The organism is Paraburkholderia sp. RL17-373-BIF-A (genome assembly GCF_046030175.1).
Classification (GTDB): domain Bacteria; phylum Pseudomonadota; class Gammaproteobacteria; order Burkholderiales; family Burkholderiaceae; genus Paraburkholderia.
Window position 1 is genome coordinate 162,820 of record NZ_JARESO010000016.1, and the last position, 20,673, is coordinate 183,492.

General features: G+C 64.3%; 18 protein-coding genes. 12 read left to right on the forward strand and 6 right to left on the reverse strand.

What is annotated here, in order from left to right:
- Positions 1-6 precede the first annotated feature (6 nt).
- The gene (locus P0D80_RS21270) at positions 7-972 is read left to right on the forward strand and encodes a D-2-hydroxyacid dehydrogenase (RefSeq protein ID WP_408286548.1); all 966 of its coding nucleotides are present in this window, start codon (positions 7-9) and stop codon (positions 970-972) included.
- 58 nt (positions 973-1,030) lie between these two features.
- On the opposite strand, the gene P0D80_RS21275 is transcribed toward P0D80_RS21270, so the two are convergent.
- The gene (locus tag P0D80_RS21275) at positions 1,031-1,807 is read right to left on the reverse strand and encodes an SDR family NAD(P)-dependent oxidoreductase (protein WP_408286589.1); all 777 of its coding nucleotides are present in this window, start codon (positions 1,805-1,807) and stop codon (positions 1,031-1,033) included.
- Positions 1,808-2,004: 197 nt separating this feature from the next.
- Here P0D80_RS21275 and P0D80_RS21280 point away from each other — a divergent pair, with 197 nt between their 5' ends.
- Positions 2,005-2,592, forward strand: coding sequence for a TetR/AcrR family transcriptional regulator (locus P0D80_RS21280; RefSeq protein ID WP_408177778.1), 588 nt, complete (start codon positions 2,005-2,007; stop codon positions 2,590-2,592).
- Between the two features lie 86 nt (positions 2,593-2,678).
- Here P0D80_RS21280 and P0D80_RS21285 read toward each other — a convergent pair whose 3' ends face one another.
- Together P0D80_RS21285 and P0D80_RS21290 are read right to left on the reverse strand one after the other, a co-directional pair.
- Positions 2,679-4,163 (reverse strand): esterase-like activity of phytase family protein, encoded by a 1,485-nt coding sequence (locus tag P0D80_RS21285; RefSeq protein ID WP_408286550.1) that lies wholly within the window; start codon positions 4,161-4,163, stop codon positions 2,679-2,681.
- A gap of 244 nt (positions 4,164-4,407) precedes the next feature.
- Positions 4,408-5,379, reverse strand: coding sequence for a LysR substrate-binding domain-containing protein (locus P0D80_RS21290; RefSeq protein WP_408286551.1), 972 nt, complete (start codon positions 5,377-5,379; stop codon positions 4,408-4,410).
- Positions 5,380-5,480: 101 nt separating this feature from the next.
- Between P0D80_RS21290 and P0D80_RS21295 the strand changes: the two genes are divergently transcribed.
- The 6 genes from P0D80_RS21295 (at position 5,481) to P0D80_RS21320 (ending at position 11,826) form a co-directional block, all read left to right on the forward strand.
- The gene (locus P0D80_RS21295; protein ID WP_408177776.1) at positions 5,481-6,557 is read left to right on the forward strand and encodes an ABC transporter ATP-binding protein; all 1,077 of its coding nucleotides are present in this window, start codon (positions 5,481-5,483) and stop codon (positions 6,555-6,557) included.
- A gap of 65 nt (positions 6,558-6,622) precedes the next feature.
- Positions 6,623-7,336, forward strand: coding sequence for an HAD-IA family hydrolase (locus P0D80_RS21300; protein ID WP_408286552.1), 714 nt, complete (start codon positions 6,623-6,625; stop codon positions 7,334-7,336).
- 4 nt (positions 7,337-7,340) lie between these two features.
- Complete coding sequence (locus P0D80_RS21305; RefSeq protein ID WP_408286554.1) at positions 7,341-8,678, forward strand: NAD(P)/FAD-dependent oxidoreductase; 1,338 nt, start codon at positions 7,341-7,343, stop codon at positions 8,676-8,678.
- On the forward strand, positions 8,675-9,583 hold the full coding sequence (locus P0D80_RS21310) for an ABC transporter permease (RefSeq protein WP_408286556.1): 909 nt from the start codon (positions 8,675-8,677) through the stop codon (positions 9,581-9,583). The genes P0D80_RS21305 and P0D80_RS21310 overlap by 4 nt, the downstream gene beginning before the upstream one ends.
- Complete coding sequence (locus tag P0D80_RS21315; protein WP_132381733.1) at positions 9,580-10,374, forward strand: ABC transporter permease; 795 nt, start codon at positions 9,580-9,582, stop codon at positions 10,372-10,374. Before P0D80_RS21310 ends, P0D80_RS21315 begins: the two co-directional genes overlap by 4 nt.
- A 24-nt stretch (positions 10,375-10,398) precedes the next feature.
- A complete protein-coding gene (locus P0D80_RS21320; RefSeq protein ID WP_408286558.1) occupies positions 10,399-11,826 on the forward strand; it encodes an aldehyde dehydrogenase family protein in 1,428 nt (475 codons plus the stop codon).
- Positions 11,827-11,926: 100 nt separating this feature from the next.
- Here P0D80_RS21320 and P0D80_RS21325 read toward each other — a convergent pair whose 3' ends face one another.
- The 3 genes from P0D80_RS21325 to P0D80_RS21335 form a co-directional block, all read right to left on the reverse strand.
- Positions 11,927-13,606 carry a GMC family oxidoreductase gene (locus P0D80_RS21325; RefSeq protein WP_408286560.1) on the reverse strand — a complete coding sequence of 560 codons (1,680 nt, stop codon included), beginning with the start codon at positions 13,604-13,606 and terminating at the stop codon, positions 11,927-11,929.
- Positions 13,607-13,732: 126 nt separating this feature from the next.
- Complete coding sequence (locus tag P0D80_RS21330; protein WP_408177897.1) at positions 13,733-14,779, reverse strand: ABC transporter substrate-binding protein; 1,047 nt, start codon at positions 14,777-14,779, stop codon at positions 13,733-13,735.
- A gap of 235 nt (positions 14,780-15,014) precedes the next feature.
- Positions 15,015-16,010 (reverse strand): ABC transporter substrate-binding protein, encoded by a 996-nt coding sequence (locus P0D80_RS21335; RefSeq protein ID WP_408286562.1) that lies wholly within the window; start codon positions 16,008-16,010, stop codon positions 15,015-15,017.
- Between the two features lie 273 nt (positions 16,011-16,283).
- On the opposite strand from P0D80_RS21335, the gene P0D80_RS21340 reads away from it, so the two are divergent.
- The 4 genes from P0D80_RS21340 to P0D80_RS21355 all read left to right on the forward strand — a co-directional run bounded on the left by P0D80_RS21340 (position 16,284) and on the right by P0D80_RS21355 (position 20,525).
- Positions 16,284-17,288, forward strand: a complete 1,005-nt coding sequence (locus tag P0D80_RS21340; RefSeq protein ID WP_408286563.1) for an aliphatic sulfonate ABC transporter substrate-binding protein — start codon at positions 16,284-16,286, stop codon at positions 17,286-17,288.
- A 146-nt stretch (positions 17,289-17,434) separates the two neighbouring features.
- Positions 17,435-18,070 carry a hypothetical protein gene (locus tag P0D80_RS21345; RefSeq protein ID WP_408286565.1) on the forward strand — a complete coding sequence of 212 codons (636 nt, stop codon included), beginning with the start codon at positions 17,435-17,437 and terminating at the stop codon, positions 18,068-18,070.
- 316 nt (positions 18,071-18,386) lie between these two features.
- Complete coding sequence (locus P0D80_RS21350; protein ID WP_408286567.1) at positions 18,387-20,039, forward strand: FAD-dependent oxidoreductase; 1,653 nt, start codon at positions 18,387-18,389, stop codon at positions 20,037-20,039.
- A 195-nt stretch (positions 20,040-20,234) separates the two neighbouring features.
- On the forward strand, positions 20,235-20,525 hold the full coding sequence (locus P0D80_RS21355) for a hypothetical protein (RefSeq protein ID WP_132381719.1): 291 nt from the start codon (positions 20,235-20,237) through the stop codon (positions 20,523-20,525).
- Positions 20,526-20,673 lie beyond the last annotated feature (148 nt).

Sequence of the window (20,673 nt, forward strand, 5' to 3'; positions counted from 1 at the left end):
TTGACCATGCATAAGATCGTTTTTCTGGACCGCACGACCCTCGCCCCGCAGATCGTGTTGCGCGAGCCGCGCTTCGAGCATCAGTTGATCGAGCACGACCGCACAACGCCGGATCAATTAATCCAGCGCCTCGCTGGCGCATCGATTGCGATTACCAACAAAGTCGCGCTAACCGGCGAAGTGCTGGAGCAATTGCCCGATCTGAAACTCGTTGCGGTGGCCGCGACCGGCACGGATTGCGTCGACAAGGCAGCTTGCCAGCGGCTTGGCATTGCGGTGAGCAATATTCGCGGCTATGCGATCAACACCGTGCCCGAGCATACCTTCGCGCTGATTCTCGCGCTGCGGCGCAATCTGGTCGCCTATCGCGACGATGTGCTCGCCGGCGAGTGGCAAAAGTCCGGGCAGTTCTGCTTCTTCACGCATGCGATTCACGATCTGGCCGGCGCACGGCTCGGCATCATCGGTGAAGGGGTGCTTGGGCAGCGCATGGCGGAACTCGGCAAAGCCTTCGACATGCAGCCGATGTTCGCGGCGCACAAGGGACGCGAAGGGCTCGGCCCGCTGTACACGCCGTGGGATGAAGTGCTCGCGACCAGCGACATCATCACCGTGCACAGCCCGCTCACCCCGCACACGCGCAACATGCTGGCCATGCCCGAGTTTCGCGCGATGAAGCGCCGGCCGCTGATCATCAACACGGCGCGCGGCGGACTCGTCGATGAAGCGGCGCTCGTGCAGGCGCTCGATGAAGGGCTGATCAGCGGCGCGGGTTTCGACGTGACCGCGGCCGAGCCGCCCGCCGACGATAACCCGCTGTTGCGCGCCGCCGGCCGGCCGAATGTGATTCTGACGCCGCACGTGGCGTGGGCATCGGACGAGGCGCAGCAGAGTCTGGCGAATCAGTTGATGGATAACATCGAGAACTTCGTCGATGGTGCGCCGAACAATCTGGTGAGCGGAGCGTATTGAATCGATAGCCGCGCCGCCGATTCATCGTCCGGCGCGGCTGTCTATCGCTACCGCCGCATCAAGCCTGACGGAAAATCGGCGCGCCCCACGGGGCTCCGATCGTACCGCCATCCACGACGATCTCCGCGCCCGTCATTCCCGACGCATCGCTGGAAGCAAGGAACAGCACGGCTGCCGCCACTTCTTCCGGCGCGGCGAGGCGCGCCATCGGAACGCGCGGCGCGAGGGCCTGTTCGGTTCCGTCGAGCGTCGCGCCTTCGCGCGCGCCACGCGTCCAGATCGGCGTGCGCGTGCCGCCGGGGATCACTGTATTCACGCGAATACCACGCTGCACCAACTCCGACGCGAAGACCTTCGCCATGCCCGTGATGCCGGCCTTGGTGGCCGAATACGCCGACGAACCAGGCGAGCCGAGTTCGCGCATCACCGAACCGTTCAACACGACCGCGCCACCCTCGCTCATCAACGGCAATGCGGCTTGCACCGTCAGAAAGACCGCGGTCAGATTGGTGCGAAGAATCGCCTCGAACGCCGCGGCCGTCGTGCCGCCGAGCGGCGTCGGACCGGAGATGCCGGCGTTGGCGAACACGATATCGAGCGACCCGAATTTGCTCTTGATCTGTTCGAACAACGAGTCGATATCCGCTTCGTTATCCAGATTGGCCCGCACGCCCAGCGCATTTTCGCCGAGTTCGGACACGGCCTGATCCAGCTTCGCACTGTCGCGGCCGGTGATCACCACCTGCGCGCCTTCGGCAATCAGCAGCTTCGCCGTGACGAAACCAATGCCGCTATTCCCACCGGTAATCAACGCTGTTTTTCCCGTGAAACGCATCATCTCTCTCCTAGATTGCGCCGCCAACGCGCCGGAAATCACGGCCGTGCGACGCCTGTAACGGTTAGGCGGCCCAAAAACGCCGCCGCGTACGGACATCCGCCAAAGACGCCCTCATCCAACAATCTGCATGTTGATCATCATGCACATTTTCAGTATTATGCTCATCATGCAGATTGTCAAGAGGGGTGACGGAAATGGGCTACTCGCAGGCGCAAAAAGCAGAAAGCCGTCAGCGTGTGCTGGAAACGGCGGCGCGGCAGATTCGGGAAGACGGGATCGAGGCGCTCGGCGTGGCGGACTGCATGCGGCGCGCCGGCCTCACGCATGGCGCGTTCTACGGCCACTTCGAGTCGCGTGACGCGTTGATCGTCGAGGCGCTGGAATATGCCGTCGCGCAAAGCGAGAAACGTATCGCCGCTTCGATCGCGGCGGCGAATTCGAACGGGTCGGCGAAGAAAGAACCGTTGCGGGCGTTAGGCGAAATGTTTCTCAGCGAGAAACACATCAAGAATCCGGGCAACGGCTGCGCGTTGTGCGCGCTTGCCGGTGAGGCGCGGCACGCGGCACCGGAAGTTCGCGATCGTCTCACGCAATACGTGCACAAACTGGCATCGCGAATCGCGCAGACGTTGGCCGGCGATAGCGAAAACCTGGCGCTCGGCATCGTCGCGACCATCGTCGGCGCGGTGACGCTCGCGCGCGCCGTCGACGACCCCGAACTCGCCAGATCGATTCTCGCGGGCTCGCTGGATCTGATCGTGGCGCAAGGCGGTGACGCTTAGCTTGATGTAGCGGCGCCGGCATCAACCGGCGCCGCCCTTCTGTTGCTTCAATGCGCGTCGGGAAATGCGAGGCGCGCGTCAGCGGCTCAATGATCGTCGTCGCGATCGGGGCCGCACGTGCGGTCCGAGTCGCCGTGGTCATGACGATGATCGCCGTGACGATCGTCATCCACGCCGGGCAGTTTTTGCGCGACGTACGCGGGCAAGTCGCTCGGGTCCCACGCGAAGGCGAAAAACTGATTCGGGTTCGCAATGCCGGCCGGATGGTTGGTGTCGGTGATCGTGCCCAGGAAGTCGTTGTCGTTGGCGACGAACAACGTGTGCTTCTTCACACCGCCGACCACGACGTCAGGACCGAACGCGAGACCCTCCAGCTTCGCCGGAATATCGTTCGCGTTGTAGCCGTGCGCGGTGAGCGTGGCGACCACATCCAGAAACAGCGTCTTCTGCACCGCGTACGGCGCGAGGCCGGCCTCGCCGCTCGTGTTGCTCACGTCCTGAGCGCCGTTCAGGTCGATATGGAACACCTTCTTGAACACGGCCGTCGAATTGTCGCCTAGCCCCTGCCCGTCCCGCTCGTCCATCAGCAATTCGTGATCGTTGACGGCGACCACGTCGCTGATGGTCGGATATTTAGGCTTGGCCGCCGTGCCGATGTTCGTCAGCGGATACGCGAACTGGGTCGTCCTGCCCGTGCGCACGTCGATCCTGACGATGCGCGTGTAAGCGCCGTTCGCGCCACCATCCTGGATCAGCGGGCTTTGCATTGCGCCGAACAGCGTCTTGCCGTCCGGCGAGATCGCGAGGCCTTCCATGCCCTTGTTGGCGACGCGGCCCGAGGTGTTCTCCGATATTTCGTCGTTGCCGATCGGGCTCAGCGTGGCAACCGCGAATGCGTCCGGCAGCTTATATGTGTCGATGCGGCGGCCACTACGGCGATCGAAACGATAGACGTAAGGGCCGTATTCGTCCGAGATGAAGACGCTGTCGCCGTCATTGCTCACGCGCACGCTTTCGGGATCGAAGCGCGCGTCGCGGTCGTCCGTCGACAGGCGCGTCGGATCGAAGTTGTCCGAGCGGCCGGTGAAGTAGCTGGTGTGATTGCGGCGGTTGAGCGCCGGCGCGCCGTTAGGCACGCCCGCGGCAGCGCCTGTGCCGTAAACCAGCCTGTCGTTGGTGTGGAGCAGCGTCGTGGCGAGCAGGGTCGGCGTCATCGTGTACGGAAGCGAGGCGCCGGCCGCGCCGGGTTTCAGACGCAGGCGCAAGGTCTGAAAACGGTTGATATACGAGGCGGTGTCGTCGATCGCCGCGTTGTACGACACGGCATTCGGGCCACGGTCCGGCACGGCGACGAACGTATGGCAGCCCGCGTAACCGATGCCCGAACCGAGGCCGCCGAGCAGATTGCCCGCCACACCGTTCTCCAGCGGCGCCGCGGTTTCCTTCGATAGATCGCCCGTGAGGCCGCTCAGTTGGCCAACCGCAATAAGATCGACGCCGGCGTGCGCGACCGTTGCGACGAAAAGCGACGAAGCGATCGCCGTCAGAGCAAAGATTCTTGAACGAGCCACGGTGTCTCCTTGAGTGGAATGCTTGTTGTCGACGGATCGGGCGCGCGGCGTCGTACATGGGCGCCTGGTCCGCGTGGAGGTGCGAAAGAAGTGAAGGCGGGCCGGCCTGCGGCCCGTCGGCCGATTGAAGGCCGTCGGTAATACTGCGTGAGGTTCGTGACCGAATAATGACGTCGAGAACCAGCCTCGAAGCGACGCGGCAGTATTGCACTGCGCCAGAAAAGTCGCTGAGCGCCCGCGAACCCTACCCGATCGCCAATCCTGCGTCGGCCAGCGAGCGGCGCAGCCCGAGCTTCGGATACGCGCGATCGACCGCGCGCACGTCGGCGCGCGTTTCCTCGATGATCCAGTCGCGCACGTCGGCCGCGGCCGGCCGCAGCGCGCGGCTCTCCGGCCACACCAGACAGCAACGCCGGTTCGTGACGATCAGTTCCTGTTCCGCTGGCTGAAGCGCGCCCTCCAGCAGCCAGTGCGACACCACGTTGAGCCAGCCGAGCGCGACACCCTGGCCGAGCAACGCGGCCTGCACGACGATCGCGTAGTCGTTGAAGCTCAGCATGCTCGCGGCGTGCCGCCCGTGTGCGGCGAACGCTTCAAAGCGCTCATGCCAGCCGCGCTCGCCGTCGTCCATGACGATCACCGTGTCGCCATGCGCGCGCCCCGCCTCCGTGGCGGCGGTTTCGTCATAGCGCCGGTTGCACACCGGCAGCAGCGTCTCCGGCATGACCAGCACGCTGTTCTCGCCGATCTCGTCCTCGCGCCGAAAGCGCATGCCGAGATCGACGTCGACGAGCGGCCCGCCGATCCGCCCCGAGATCAGTTGGAATCGCAAGTCGACGTTCGGGAACGCCTGATTCAGCCGGTTCATGCGCGGCATCAGCCAGTGCGTGGTGAAGGCCGTGGACACCGACAGCGTGACCGACTCCACACCCGTGGCGCGCGCCTCGATCTCGCGGATCGCGCCTTCAATGCCGTTGAAGCCCTCGGAAATCTTCCGGTAAAGGATCTTGCCGTTCTCGGTCAGCTCGATGCCGCCGCGCACCCGCTCGAACAGGCGCACGCCGAGATGGTCTTCCATGCGCGCCAGCATGCGGCTCACCGCGGGCTGGCTCACATATAACTCCTGCGCCGCGCGCGTGAAGTTGCCGCAGCGCGCGGCAGCTTCGAACACGAACAGCGCATTGGCGCTCGGAAGTTTTTTGCGAAGGTTAGGCATGACCTGATGTTATGCCTTCTCCAACAATTTGGGAATTGCCGCCAAAAAGGACGCAGCCTATATTTTCCCTAACGCAGGCTTCTTCAGCGAGACAGGACGCAATGGACGCACGAGCGAAAACAGGTGTTTCGATCCGATCGGCAGCGAAACGTTATGGCCAGGTCGTGGCCCTCGACGACGTTTCACTCGACATCGCCCCCGGCGAATTCGTCTCGCTGCTCGGCCCTTCGGGCTCGGGCAAGACCACCTTGCTCGGCATTCTCGGCGGCTTCGTGCAGCCGAGTTCGGGCGCGGTCTGGGTCGGCGAACGCGACATTACATTCGCGCCGCCGCACAAACGCGACATCGGCATCGTGTTTCAGAACTACGCGCTGTTTCCGCATATGAGCGTCGGCGAGAACGTGGCGTTTCCGCTGCGCGCGCGCCGTCTGCCGAAAGGCACGTGGGCGAAGAAAGTCGCCGACGCGCTCGCGATGGTCGAACTCTCCGGCTACGAGAGCCGCGGCATCAGCCAGCTTTCCGGCGGTCAGCGGCAGCGCGTGGCACTCGCTCGCGCAATGGTGTTCGAGCCGCAACTGATCCTGATGGACGAGCCGCTCTCGGCACTCGACAAGCAACTGCGCGAAACCATGCAGATCGAACTGCGCCGGCTGCATCGCAAGCTCGGCGCGACGATCGTCTACGTGACGCACGACCAGCGCGAAGCGCTCACCATGAGCGACCGCGTGGCCGTGCTGAAGAACGGCCGCCTGGTGCAGATCGACACGCCCGAGCGGCTCTACGACCGGCCGTGCGACGCGTTCGTGGCGAGCTTCATCGGCGAGGCGACGCTGCTCGACGTGACGCGCGCCGGCGACGACGCCGTGCGTCTCGGCGATACCGTGCTGCGCACCGCGCATCCGCTGCCGCATGGCAACAAACTGCTGCTCGCGGTGCAGACCGAAAAACTCGTGATCGACGGCGGCGATCGCCAGGAAGGCGTGAACCGTCTGTCGTGCCGCGTCACCGAGGTGCTGTATCAGGGCGAAAGCCTGCGCGTGTTCGCCGCGCTCGCCGACGGCACCGCCATCAGTCTCCGGCAGCCCGGCGGCCACGACGCACGCCGCCGCATCCCGCAGCCGGGCGCACAGATGAGCGTGACGCTCGACCCGCAGGACACGATCGTCGTGCCCGCCTGATTTTCTCCGCCCACGCGTGGGGCACTCTCTCTCCGATTCACCGCATACTGCAAAAGGATGATTTCATGAAGCTCACCGATTTCAAGGTCCTGACGTTCGACGTCGTCGGCACACTCATCGACTTCGAGCGCGGCGTGCTCGCCTCCGTGCGGCGCATTGGCGGCCCGAAAGCGAAGGACCTGACCGACGACCAGATCTTCGAACCGTACATGCGTGGCCGCGCGACCTATCCGGGCCGGTCGAGCCACGAAATGGCGAACGTCTATCTCTCGCTCGCGAAAGAACTCGGTCTGCCCGACGACGCGCAATCGGCCGCCGCCTTCCAGCGCGACGTGCTCGAATGGCCGGCGTTCGCGGATTCGGTCGCGGCGCTCAAGCGTCTGCGCAAACACTTCCGCCTGGTCGCGATGACCAACGCGGACCGCGTGGCACTCTCGGCCTATGCGCACACGCTCGGCGATCCGTTCGACGACACCGTCTGCTGCGACGAAACCGGCGTCGCTAAACCCGACCCGCAATTCTTCGCATACAACCGCGGCCGTCAGGCAGCGTTCGGCTACAAGTTCGGCGAAATCCTGCACACCGCGCAAAGCCAGTATCACGACATCGGCATCGCCACGAAGCTCGGCTACGCGACCTGCTGGATCGAACGCCGTCAGAACGTGAAGGGCTTCGGCGCCACGCCCGTGCCGGAAACCGTGACCACGCCGACCTTCAAGTTCGCGACGCTCGGCGCGCTTGCGGACGCCGTCGAAGCCGAAGCGCGTCTCGCGGCCTGAGCCGATGCTTGCGCCGATGACACTGCACACGCCCGCGCCTGATTCGCTCTGGCGGGCGCTCCTCGCGGCATCGCCAGGCGCCGGTGCGGCGGTCAGCACCGGCGTGCCGCTCGCGCGCGATCTCGAAGTCGAGGTCGCCGTGATCGGCGCGGGGTACTCGGGCCTCGCCGCCGCGTATGCGCTGCAAAAGCGCGGCGTCGAGTGCGTGGTGCTCGATGCGAATCCGGTTGGCTGGGGTGCGAGCGGGCGCAATGGCGGCGTGGTGTCGTCGAAGTTCAGACTGTCGTTTCCCACCATCGACAAGCTGCACGGTCTCGATACCGCGAAGCGCATGCATCGTCTCGCGCATGAAGGCGTGCGCGTCGTCGAGACGCTGGTAGACGAATTCCAGTTGACGCGCGCCCGCTTCGAACATACCGGCAGCCTGCGCTGCGCTCACACGGAGGCCGCGTTCGCCGCGATTCGTGCCGAAGTCGACTGGGTTCGCACGAATCTCGGCGATACCTCGATGACCGTGCAATCGCGCGCCACCATCGAGCACGAGACGGGTTCGAAGGGCTTTGTCGGCGGCGTGCTGAGCGCGGACGCCGGCACCATTCTGCCGCTCGAGTACGTGCGCGGACTCGCGCGCGGACTCACGCTGCGCGGCGTGCCGATCTACGAATTGACGCCGGTACAGCAGATGCAACGCGCGTCCGGCGAGACACGCGTGACGCTGCGCACGCCCGGCGGCACGGTGCGCGCGAAGCAGGTCATCGTCGCGACCAATGCGTATTCGGATCTCACGGCGGCGACCTCGGCGTATCAGCGCGAGCTCGTGCCGTTTCGCAGCGCAATGATCGCCACCGAGCGCCTGCCCGCCGAGCTTGACGCACGTCTCATGGTCGAGCGCCGCAGCTACACCGAAACGCGGCGCATGATGAAGTGGTTCCGCAAAGTGGACGGCCGCATGCTGTTCGGCGGACGCGACGCGTTCGGCAAGGAAGGGCAAACAACGGGTTTCGACGCATTGCAACGCGCGATGGTCGCGCTCTTTCCCGATCTCGCGGACGTGCGTGTGGACTATCGCTGGTCGGGCTATGTGGGCATGACGTTCAATTCGCTGCCGCATGTCGGACGCAGCGACGACGCCACGACCTTTTGTCTGGGGTATAACGGAGCGGGGGTCGCGATGGCGAGCCTGCTCGGCCAGCATGCCGCCGCGCTCGCGCTCGGCGAAACGCCCGAGCTCTCGCTGCTCGGCGCGCCCGGCCTGCGGCCCGTGCCCTTTCATTCGCTGCGCGCGCCGGGTGTGAGACTCGTCGCGGCGTGGTATCAGTTTCTCGACGCCGTAGGTGCATGATGACAACCGCCAAACGGATGCTCCAGGGAACCACCTTGATGCAGGCCACCGAGTCCGATCCCGCCGCGCGCTATCAGCGCCGCGAGGATCGCACGATGCTTCTCCTGATGACGCCGGCGCTCCTCGTGATCGTCGTGCTGCTGGTGGTGCCGCTCGCGTGGCTGTCGTGGCAGTCCATCTATCACGACGGCTTCACGCTCGAAAACTACCGCCGCATGTTCACCGGCGCCTACCTTGAAACGTTTCTGCTGACGTTCAAGCTGAGCATCGTCGTGACTGTCATCACGCTCCTGCTTGGCTATCCGGTGGCCTACTTCGCCGCCTCGTCGCCGCCGAAGCTGAGCGCGCTCGTCCTCGGCATGGTGATTCTGCCGTTCTGGACCAGCGTACTCGTGCGCACCTACGCGTGGCTCGTGCTGTTGCAGCGCACGGGACTCGTGAACAAGGCGCTGATCGCCTCAGGGTTGGTCGACCGGCCGGTGCAGCTCGCCTACAACCAGTTCGGCACGGTCATCGCAATGGTGCATATCCTGCTGCCGTTCATGGTGCTGCCGCTCTATTCGGCGATGCAGAAAATCCCGTCGAATCTCTCGCAAGCCGGCGCGAGCCTGGGCGGCTCGCCGCTGCACGTGTTCCTGCGCGTGTTCCTGCCGCTGTCGATGAGCGGCGTGTTCGCCGGCGTGACACTCGTGTTCGTGTTGTGCCTCGGCTTCTACATCACGCCTGAACTGATGGGCGGCGGCAAGTCGATCATGGTGTCGATGGTGGTGAGCCGCAACGTCGAGATCTACAACAGTTGGGGCGCGGCGAGTGCGGTGAGCGTCGTGCTGCTGATCTGCGTGTTCGCGATTTTCTATGCCGCGAGCCGCGTGGTGCCACTCGAAAAGACTCTGGGCGCGAAATGAACAAACTCCCGTTCGGACGGATCGTCCTCGGCGCGACCGTCGTGCTGATTCTGCTGTTCCTGATGGTGCCGGTGCTGATCGTGGTGCCGCTGTCGTTCTCCGACACGCGCTTCATGACCTTCCCGCCGCCCGCCTACTCGCTGCGCTGGTATCACTCGTTCTTCGACAACCCCGCATGGATCGACGCCGCGCGCACCACGCTCACCGCTTCGATCTGCGCCGCGCTGATCGCCACGCCGCTCGGCGTGGCCGCCGCGTACGCGATCCAGAACGGCACGCACTGGATCATGCGCTATCTGCGTACGCTGCTGATGCTGCCGTTGATGGTGCCGATCATCATCGTCGCGGTGGGCGTGTTCTTCGTGTACTCTCAGGCGGGCTACGTGAATACGCTCGGCGGCCTGATTCTCGCCGATACGATGCTCGGGCTGCCGTACGTGCTGATCTCGGTCGGCGCCGATCTGCGCACCTTCGACCGCACGCAGGAGATGGTCGCGCGCAGTCTCGGCATGAATCGTTTTCGCAGCTTCATGACGGTGACGCTGCCGCAGATCAAGGCAAGCGTGATTTCCGGCGCGGTGTTCGTGTTCATTCAGGCGCTCGACGAAACGGTGGTCGCGCTATTCGTGTCGGGCGGTTCGAACCAGACGCTGACACGCCGCATGTTCGTGACGCTGCGCGACGAGATCGATCCGACCATTGCCGCCATCAGCACGATGCTCACCGCGCTGACGCTGTGCCTCGTGATGATCGTCGTGGTGAGCCGTCGCTCCAACGCGGCGCGCGCCTAAACTCTCTCTGAAGATAACTACAACATGGTCAATGGACTGAAGTTCTATATCGACGGCGCGTGGGTCGAGCCGTCCACCAACGCGCGCCGCGCCGTTGTCGATCCCTGCACCGAGGAAGCGTTCGCCGAAGTGGCGATGGGCACACCCGCCGATGCAGATCGCGCGGTAGCCGCAGCGAAACGCGCCTTCACGTCGTTCTCGCAGACCACGCCGGCCGAACGCCTCGCATTGATCCGCCGCATTCTCGAAGTGTTTCTCGAACGTCACGACGAGATGGGCGACACCATCTCGCGCGAACTCGGCGCGCCGCGCGCGATGGCGCATGCGTGGCAAGCGGGCATCGGACGGCGGCATCTCGAAGAACTGATTCGCACGTGCGAAACGTTCGCGTGGCAACGCAGGAAAGGCTCGACGCTCGTCAATCACGAACCGGTCGGCGTGGTCGCGCTGATCACGCCGTGGAACTGGCCGATCAATCAGATCGTCTGCAAGGCCGCACCCGCCATCGCGGCCGGCTGCACGATGGTGCTCAAGCCCAGCGAAGTCACTCCCCTCAATGCCTTGCTGTTCGCGGAGATACTCGACGCGGCGGGCGTGCCGCCGGGCGTCTTCAATCTCGTCAACGGCGACGGGCCGACCGTCGGCGCGGCGCTGGCGGCGCATCCGGATGTCGATATGGTGTCGTTCACCGGTTCGACGCGCGCGGGCGTCGAGATTGGGAAACTCGCGGCGCCGACTGTGAAGCGCGTGCATCAGGAACTGGGCGGCAAGTCCGCGAATATTCTGCTGGACGACGTCGATTTCGAAGCGGCCGTCACGGCCGGCGTCAACTCGTGCTTCAACAACAGCGGACAGTCGTGCAATGCGCCGACGCGCATGCTCGTGCCCGCGGCACGCCATGACGAAGCGATGGCGATCGCGCGGCGCGCGGCGCAAGCGCAGCGCGTCGGCCCCGCCGATCACGAGCGCACGACCATGGGTCCGGTGGTCAGCAGCGTGCAGTTCGAGCGTGTGGAGCGGCTGATTGCGGCGGGAATCGACGAAGGCGCGCAAGTGGTGGCCGGTGGCCTCGGGCGTCCGCCGGGTCTGGAACGCGGCTATTACGTGCAACCGACGGTCTTCGCGGATGTGCGCCCTTCCATGACGATCGCGCGCGAAGAGATCTTCGGCCCGGTGCTCGCGATCATGCCGTATCGCGACGAGGAAGAAGCGATTGCGATTGCCAATGACAGTCCGTTCGGGCTTGCGGCATACGTTCAATCGGCCGATCTGGAACGCGCGCGGCGCGTGGCGTTCAGGCTCCGGGCGGGCAGCGTGTATCTGAACTATCCATCGTGGGATGCGGGCTCTCCTTTCGGCGGATACAAGCAGTCGGGCAACGGACGCGAATACGGCGAATGGGGGCTCGAGGCGTTTCTTGAAGTGAAGGGGATTGTGGGGTTTGGCGAGTGAGCGTGCTTCGGCCTTCTTGCGCTTAGTCGGACCGTTCACCGCTTGATGCTTGACGCCTGCCGGGCCGCCGCGTTTCAACGCGGGCGGCCCGGCATTGCATTTACGCGCGGCCGCGCAACATATCCGCAATTCGCTCCGCGATCATGATGGTCGGCACATTCGTGTTCGCGCACGGTATCGACGGCATCAGCGACGCGTCGCACACGTAAAGTCCGCTGACGCCATAGACTGCGCCGTGCGCGTCGCAGACGGCGAGCGGATCGTTGGCGGCGCCCATGCGGCAAGTGCCGGACGGATGCCAGGTGCCGCCCACCGACCGCGTTACGAAACGCGTCAGCGCGTGATCGTCGGCAAGCAGTTCGTCGAGCGTCACGCCTTGCGTGACCACACGCCTCACCAGCCACGCGCGCAGCGGCCCGGCAATGTCCAACAACGTGCTCAGCGCGCCGCGCTGCAATGCATTCCACGCCCCCGGCACGGCCACGCTCGCGACGCGCGGCGAATAGCTCGAAGGTAACAGCGTCGCGCGATGCTGCGCCATCATCGGATCGGCCAGCGTGCGGGCACCGAAGCGCAGCGCGAGCTTGAGCCGTTCGAGATCGCGCGCGTCGGATAGCATGTTGAAGTCGACGGTGGGCTCGTCGCGCGGATCAGCCGACGCGAGACTCACGCGACCGCGCGAGTACGACTTGTTCACCCAGAAGAAGATCGTGCCGAGCCTATGGCCAACCGAATGCCAGCCCGAGCGCGACAGGATCGCTCCATGCATGTCGCCGGGCACTGTCCCGCTCACGCCCGACGAAAAGCGCACGATCGCCTGCTCGTGATGCTCGTCGGGATATAACGTGCGGGACGCGCGCGGCAGAAACGCCGAGACCGCAATCGACGGATGCTCCATCAGATTGCCGCCGACGCCGCCTCGATCCGCCACCACCTCGATACCAAGCGCGGCGAGTTCGGCCGCCGGGCCGATGCCGCTTCGCATCAGCAGTGCCGGGCTGTGGATCGCCCCCGAGCAAACGATCACATGTCTGGCGCGCAACGCTTCGCTCGCGCCGTCCGCGCCGATGATCCGCGCGCCCATGGCGAGCTTGCCGTCGAATAGCACGCGCTCGACGAGCGTTTGCGTGCGGATCGTGAGATTCGGGCGAGCGCGCACGGCGTCGTCTAGATAGCAGACCGAGGTCGGGATGCGCTCGCCGGCTTCGCTCACCGCGATCGATCCGATGAACGTGCCGTCCTGCCACTCGCCGTTCTGGTCGTCACGCCGCGTGTGGCCGCGCGCGTCGAGTGTGGCGAGCACCGCGCGCACGAATGGCGAAATGCGCGTCCACGGCGCGCGCTGGATGCGAATCGGCCCGCTCTCGCCATGCAGCGCGCCGCTGAAGTCGCAATCGGTTTCGAGCTTGCGGAAGTACGGCAGGCAGGCGCTCCAGTTCCAGCCGTGCGCGCCGAGCGCGTGCCATTCGTCGTAGTCGGCGGGCGCGCCGCGATTCGCCATCAGCGCATTGATCGCCGAGCCGCCGCCGAGCAGGCGCGCCTGTTCGTAGCGGCGCGGCGCGGCCGTAGCACTCATTCGCGCTTTCAGGCGCTGCCAGATATTCGCGGTGTCGAGATAGGCACGGCCGGGATAACGGCTGCGCACCGCCGCGGGCATGTCTGTTCGCGAGATATTGCAGCCGGCCTCGACGAGGCAGACCGTCTTGCCGGCGTCTTCGGACAGGCGCGCGGCAAGCACGCAGCCCGCCGAGCCGCCGCCGAGAATCAGATAGTCGATCACGTTCGATGATTGCGCAGACGATAAGCCGTGCGGGACGCGCGAGAAGCGCTGAGCGTTGCGCGCGGTTTTCGGTGTCCTTGGCGTCCAACGGACGCGAATCCCGCGCTCAAGAAGCTACGGCTGCGCTTACTGCATGAACTTGAGCCAGCGCGCCTTCGCCTGGACGCCGGCGTCCGAAGCCCACCATTCCTCCGACATCAACGCCTGCTTCGATGCATTTTCCGGCGAACTCGGCAACTCGCTTGCGCGCTTCGCGTCGATCTTGCCCGTCTTGAACGCCGCCGGATTGCCCGGACCGTAGTCGATATACAGCGGCAGATTGGCCTGCAGTTCCGGAGACACCGCCGCGTTGACGAACTTGATCGCCTCCGGCAAGTTCGGCGCGTTCTTCAGCACGCAGAGTTGGGTGTTCTGCAGAATGCCGTCGTTGAACGTGAAGTCGACATCGGGATTGTCCTTGCGCACCGCGCTCGCGCGGCCGTTCCAGATCATCGTCATATCGACTTCGCCGTCGTGCAGCAATTGCGCCGACTGGCCGCCGGAAGTCCACCAGACGGTCACGTCCGGCTTGATCTGTTGCAGCTTTTTGAACGCGCGATCGACGTCGAGCGGATACAGCTTGTCGCGCGGCACGCCGTCGGCGAGCAACGCGGCTTCGAGCACGGTCTGCGGGTCATTGCGCAGCGCGCGCGTGCCGGGGAACGCCTTCACGTTCCAGAAATCTGCCCAGCTCTGCGGCACCTTCTTCAACGTCTTCTTGTTGTAGCCGATCACCGTCGAATAGAACTCGTAGGCGACCGAGTACGGCGTACGGTATTTCTCCGGCATGGCCGCCGCGTTCGGGATCTTCGAGAAGTCGAGCTTCTCCAGCAGGCCTTCCTTGCCGCCGCGCAGGCAATTCGACGTCGGCGTGTCGACCACGTCCCAGATCGGCTTGCCGGTCGCGGCCTGGGCTTTGATCTGCGGCCACGCGTCCGGAATGCTGTCCTGGTTCACGGTGATGTTGAGCTGCTTCGCGGCCGGGTCGAGGATCGCCTTGGTCTGCGCCTCCTGATAGGTCCCGCCTTGCGAGACGAAGGTAATCTTGCCGGCCGCGGCAAACGCGGGCGTCAAACACGCGGGCGCGAGATTCGCGACGCCGAGGATCAGAACAGCGGCAAGCGGGCGCAACATGGGGTTCTTGATCACGACGGGGTCCTCGAGACGGTTGAGCGAACATATCGTCGATGTCATGCATCGTTGAGCCCAATATAGTGAGTCTATTTATCCGCGACAACGCCCGAATTGTTGGAGTGCCCATGACGTCACGTTATGACGTCGTTTGTCCGGCCAATGGCGTGAAAACGCCGGTTGCGTAGGCGCGCCGGACGCACCGGCCCGCTCATGCCAGGTTATCGGCTCTTGCGCGTCACACGTTCGCGATATGCGTGTCGGAAATCGCGCGCACGTCGATGCGCCGCGGCAGAATCGCGTCGCGATTAGCGCTGTCGGCGACCTTCTGCAGCGCGCTGATATCCGCCTCGTTGACGAAGTGCTGTTTCAGCGACGCACGCTGCGTGATGCGCTTCGCGGCATCGAGCGGCGAACGCGTCAGCGTCGCGTAGATTTGCGCGTAGGCGTCGGGATTCGCGAGCGCCCAATCGCCCGCGCGCTGGAATCGCAACAACACGTCGGCGATCGCCGCGCGTTTGCGCGGCTCCGCGAGGGCCGCCCCCGAGGCCGTAATGAAACCCAGCCCGCTATTGATGCCGGTGCCGTCGCGCAGAATGCGCGCGCCGCGTTGCACGGCGATGCCGTAGTACGGATCGAATGTGGCCCACACGTCGATCGAGCCGGACGCGAATGCGGCAAACGCATCGACGGGCAGGATGAAGCGGACGTTGATGTCATCTTTCGAAAGACCGGCTTCGGCTAACGCGCCATAAAGCTGGAACTGCGAAATGCTGCCCCGCGCTGACGAAACGAACACCGTGCGCCCCTTCAGGTCCGCGACCGTGCGGATCTTCGAGTCCTGCGCGACCAGAATGCCGAGTTGTTCGCCGGAACCGACGCGCGTCGCGACGATCTTCAGCGTCGGGTCGCCCACGGCTGCGGCAAGCACCGGCAAATCGCCGGCCGGCGCGAGATCGACGGCGCCCGCGCGCTGTGCTTCGAAGAGCGGCGCCGCGCCCTGGAAGTTGGCCCAGCGAAACGCGTACGGTGCGCCGTCGAGCACCTTGGCCGCTTCGGCCAAAGCACGCATGCCGCCCGCCTGATCGCCGAGTACGAGTGTGACCGAGGCGAGGTCAGCAGCCTGTACGTCGAGTAAATTGAATGCGCCCGATGCGGCGAACGCCGGCACTGCGCTCAAGAGTTTGAGTGCACGCCGCCGTGCGGAAAACGAAGTAGAAATAGAACCGGCCATATGCCCTCGCTGACGATGTGCCAGCAAGCGTAGCGACGAACATGGCATCTGAGAATTATTCTCTTTCGATATGTTTATATCGAATCAATATTTATCTTTTGCATTTAATGGTGCATGCGGATCGCCTCATTCGCTCTGTGTTTTCGATGCACGCATGCGCTTATGCGCTGGCGTTCGATCTTTAGCTGAAACCATCAGTTCGCGCCGCACAGGGTGCGTTGCTAGCATGGCCGATTGGCCTTCTTTTCAGACTCGACTCAAGGACTATGAATCATGGCGCTGCTCAACAGACGGGCTTTTATTCGCGTCGCGCTGGCTTCCGCGCTGACTACGCTCGCGGCGCGCAGCTACGCGCAAACATCGGCTGCGAGCGGCGAATCCATTACGCTGCGGATCGGCTATCAGAAGTCGTCGACGTTGATCACGCTGCTCAAGGCGCGCGGGTCGCTCGACAAGGCCCTCGCGCCGCTGGGCGTGCGCGTGTCGTGGAATGAATTTTCGAGCGGCCTGCCCTTGGCCGAAGCGCTCAATGTCGAGGCTGTCGATTTCAGCGCGGACGTCGCCGACACGGTGCCGATCTTCGCGCAAGCCGCGCACGCGCGCTTCGTCTATGTCGCGCAGGAAGCGCCGTCGCCGGGCGCGCAGGCGATCATCGTCAAACAGGACGGTGCGCTCCATTCGCTCGCCGATCTCAAGGGCAAGCGCATTGCCGTGACCAAGGCCGCCGGCAGCCACTATCTGCTGCTTGCGGCGCTCATCAAGGCAGGCCTCACGCCCGCGGATGTGCGAATCAGTTACCTCACCCCGGCTGACGGCCGCGCGGCCTTCGAGCGCGGCAGCGTTGATGCGTGGATCACGTGGGATCCGTACGTCGCATCCATCGATCGCGACGCGGACGTGCGCATTCTCGCGGACGGCAAGGGACTCGCGTCGTATCAGCGCTACTATCTCGCGTCGAATCGCTTCGCCGCGGCGCACCCCGGGGTTATCCAGATCGTGTTCGAGCAGTTGACGCAAGCAGGCGTTTGGCTGCGAGCGCATCCACAGGAAGCGGCCCAGACGCTCGCGCCGATCTGGGGACTCGACGCCGCCACGATCGAACGTGCAAATGCGCGCCGCAGTTATCTGGTGCGCCCGGTTCTTGCGCAGAATTTCGGCGAGCAGCAAAAGATTGCGGATACGTTCTTTCAGGCCGGATTGTTGCCCGCCAAAGTCGAGACTGCGCAGGCGCAACGCTGGGACTTCGGCGCGAAACGCGGAGAACCTGCGGGTAGCTGAGGGATTAGCTGACGGGGGATGTCAAAACGGTGTCAAAACGCGTGGAGAAAACCGAATAAATCGCATTGCAAAACGCCGCCCAAAATGTTTTTTGGCGGTCGATTATCATGATTCGATCACCTCACTCGAACGACTCGGTGTTGGATATGACGAATACAGGCAAGGCGTTGATAATCGCGCTGGTTCTGGTGGACGTGGGATTCATCTCTTACCAGCTTTTCCCTAAGGGCAATCGCTCCGAGGCGGCGCCGGACACGGTCACGGCCAACTCCGTCACGACGGCGGCGGTCGATCCGCGAGCGGACGGCACGCATGTGACCGCGGGCAACGTGGTTCCCACTTCGCCGTCCGCGAACAGCACGGGCGAGATCGCGGGCGCACCGTTGCCGTCTAAATCTGGCCCCATCGCCAATGATGCGCAAACGGCAGCGCAGCCACAAGTATCGCGACATAAACAGCCGGCCCGCGCGCCCGCATCGGCGGAGACGCGCGAATCCGTAGCCGCGAAGGCAAACGCCGCGCAGCCGATAGGCCGCGCGCGCGACGATCTGACCCGGCATGGCTCGAATGCCGTCGCGGCGGCTATGACGGAGCAACTCGTCAGGGAATCTTCCAAACCCGATCCGTCGTTGCCGATGCCGCCGCCGATGCAAGCCACGCCGACCAGCCAGGACCACCGCGGTTCGAACCCCGTCGCCGCCGCGATGACGCAGGAACTGGTGAGGGAATCCGCACGTGTGAATGCTGCCTCGCAGGGACCGGCACCGAGCGGCACGCAGTAAGATTGCAGTCCGAACTAATTGATGACTGCTGGTTTTCGGTCAACGGGTGGTCTGATCAACTATGCGGCAGTACGGTGTCGCGTGCCTCTCAAAGTTGGCAACTCTCTGCCGTCGAACACATTACCCGACGAGTCTGAATGTCCTGTCGCTTGCTCGCGTCAACGGAAACCGTGACACGTGTTAGCCATAGAGTTGGCAGGCGAACATCCTATACTGATTCGGACTGCCTCCTGTCTCTCGCGCAGTGGCGGTATGCGTTGTCGCAAGCAACGATCTCCCGCAGACTGATACTCCCCCTTGCCTGTTGGACGCAGCCATGCTGACCATCGACGACATCCGGACAGTACCGCTCTTTGCAACACTCTCCGACGACGAACTCGACAATCTCGCGCACACCTCCGCGGACCTTCATCTATGCGCAGGCGAGTTCGCGGTTCACGAAGGCGGCGAGCGCGCGCTGTATCTCGTTCTCACCGGCAAGATGGAAGTCATCAAGACGTTCGACGGTATCGAGCGCACGCTAGGCTGGCGTCTGCCCGGCACGATCTTCGGCGAAGTGCCGCTTGCGCTGAGTTCGCCGTTTCCGGGCGCTTACCGCGCGGCGGAACCGTCGCGTGTGATGCGAGTGGACGCCCAGCGTTATTACGTACTGGCCGCCGCATCGCCGGATGTGGCGCTCAAGATGGGCGCCCTCGCTCGCGAACGCATCGGCGGGTTGCAAGGGCTTTCCGCTGAGCCGCCCAAGGCGCGCGTCACCATGGTCGGCAGCCGCTGGGACGACGCCTGTACGGCGCTGCGGCATTTTCTCGCCCGCAACCAGATCAGCTACGACTGGATGACGCCCGACGCGCCCGAACTGCCCAAGCGTTGGCCCGGAATCTGTCCGACAGAGGAAGAGTGTCCGTCGTTGCGACTGGTCGACGGCACGGTGTTGAACCGGCCTGAGGCGCGCGAGCTTGCCGGGCTGCTGGGTCTGCAGACGCAGCCTCGCCTCGCCGAATACGACACGATGATCATCGGCGGTGGCCCGGCTGGGCTCGCCGCGGCGGTGTACGGCGCATCGGAAGGCTTGCGCACTATCGTGCTGGAGCGTGAAGCGCCCGGCGGACAGGCCGGCACCTCCTCGCGTATCGAGAACTACCTCGGCTTTCCCAACGGTGTCTCCGGGGATGAACTGGCAAGCCGCGCACTGCAGCAGGCAAGGCGGCTTGGCGCGGAGATTCTGGTGACGCGGTCCGTCGGCCGAATCGATGTGCAGGCGCGCAGCGTTCACCTCGACGGCGGCGACATCATCCGGACGCGAACGATCATTCTTGCGACGGGCGTCACGTGGCGGCGTCTCTCGATCGAAGGTTTCGACCAGTTTATCGGTAAGGGTATTTACTACGGCGCGTCGCGCAGCGAAGCGAACGCGACGCATGGACTCGACGTGTATCTGATCGGCGGCGGCAATTCGGCTGGGCAGGCCGCGTTGTATTTTGCCAATCACGCGCGCATGGTGACGCTCGTCCTGCGCGGCGATTCGCTCGACAAGAGCATGTCGCGCTATCTGATCGAGCAACTGCGCGGCAAGTCGAACGTCGCGGTGCGACTGCGATCGGAAGTCGTGGGCGCGTACGGCGACACCCATCTGACGGCGATCGACGTGCGCGACGCGTCGAACGAGGCAGTGCGCCGGCACGATTGCGGGGCCTTGTTCGTGTTCATTGGCGCCGACGCGGAGACCGCGTGGTTGCCCGAGGAAATCGCACGCGATGCGCGCGGCTACGTGCTCACCGGCGACGACGTCGTCAAGGCCGGACGCTGGTCCCATGACCGGGATCCCTACCTGCTCGAATCGAGCGTGCCCGGCGTGTTTGCCTGCGGCGATGTACGGCTGAGTCCGGTCAAACGCGTGGCTTCCGCGGTCGGCGAGGGCAGCATGGCAATCGCGTTTGCCCACAAATATCTGCAGCAAGACGCGCGATAGCGCTGGATCGCGCGGCAACGCTTCTGCCCGCTTGCAAAAGCGCGCCGGCGGCCGCGCTGCAGGCCTATTCTTCAGCTGAATACTTCGACTTCCCAATCATCGAGGATTGACTAAAAAACAGGCTTCTATTCGCCCGATTGAAACCAGAAACGCCGGCGCACACTAACATCGTGCCAATTGCGCAAGGAGCCTGCGATGTCTACCCGCCACGATAAAGATAACGAGTTCGAAATCAGCCTGCCGGCCGCTTCGACGACAGAATGGACCAGCCCGGTGCCGGACGCCGACGCCGAAACGATGCGCGGGTTGCACCTCGCGTCGGAGAGTGTGCTGTGCCTCGCGACGCAGACTTACGACGCCGCCGCCCGTGGCGACGCGGCAGGCGCGGAAGCGGCGCGGGCGTCGCTCGAACAGCAACTGGCACTCGCCACGCGCCTGATCGACGAGCTTCTGTTTGACGGCAGCGGCCCGCATACGACACACTGACCGGCCCGCAGGTCGGACAGCACCAATCGCAGTCTCTACATCTGAAAACTGAAATGAGCGCTCTGACGGTAATTCTCTGCATTTGGGCCATGGTGGCCTTTTGTGCAATTCTTTTCATTCGCGGCGCTACCTCGCGCGTTGAGCGTCC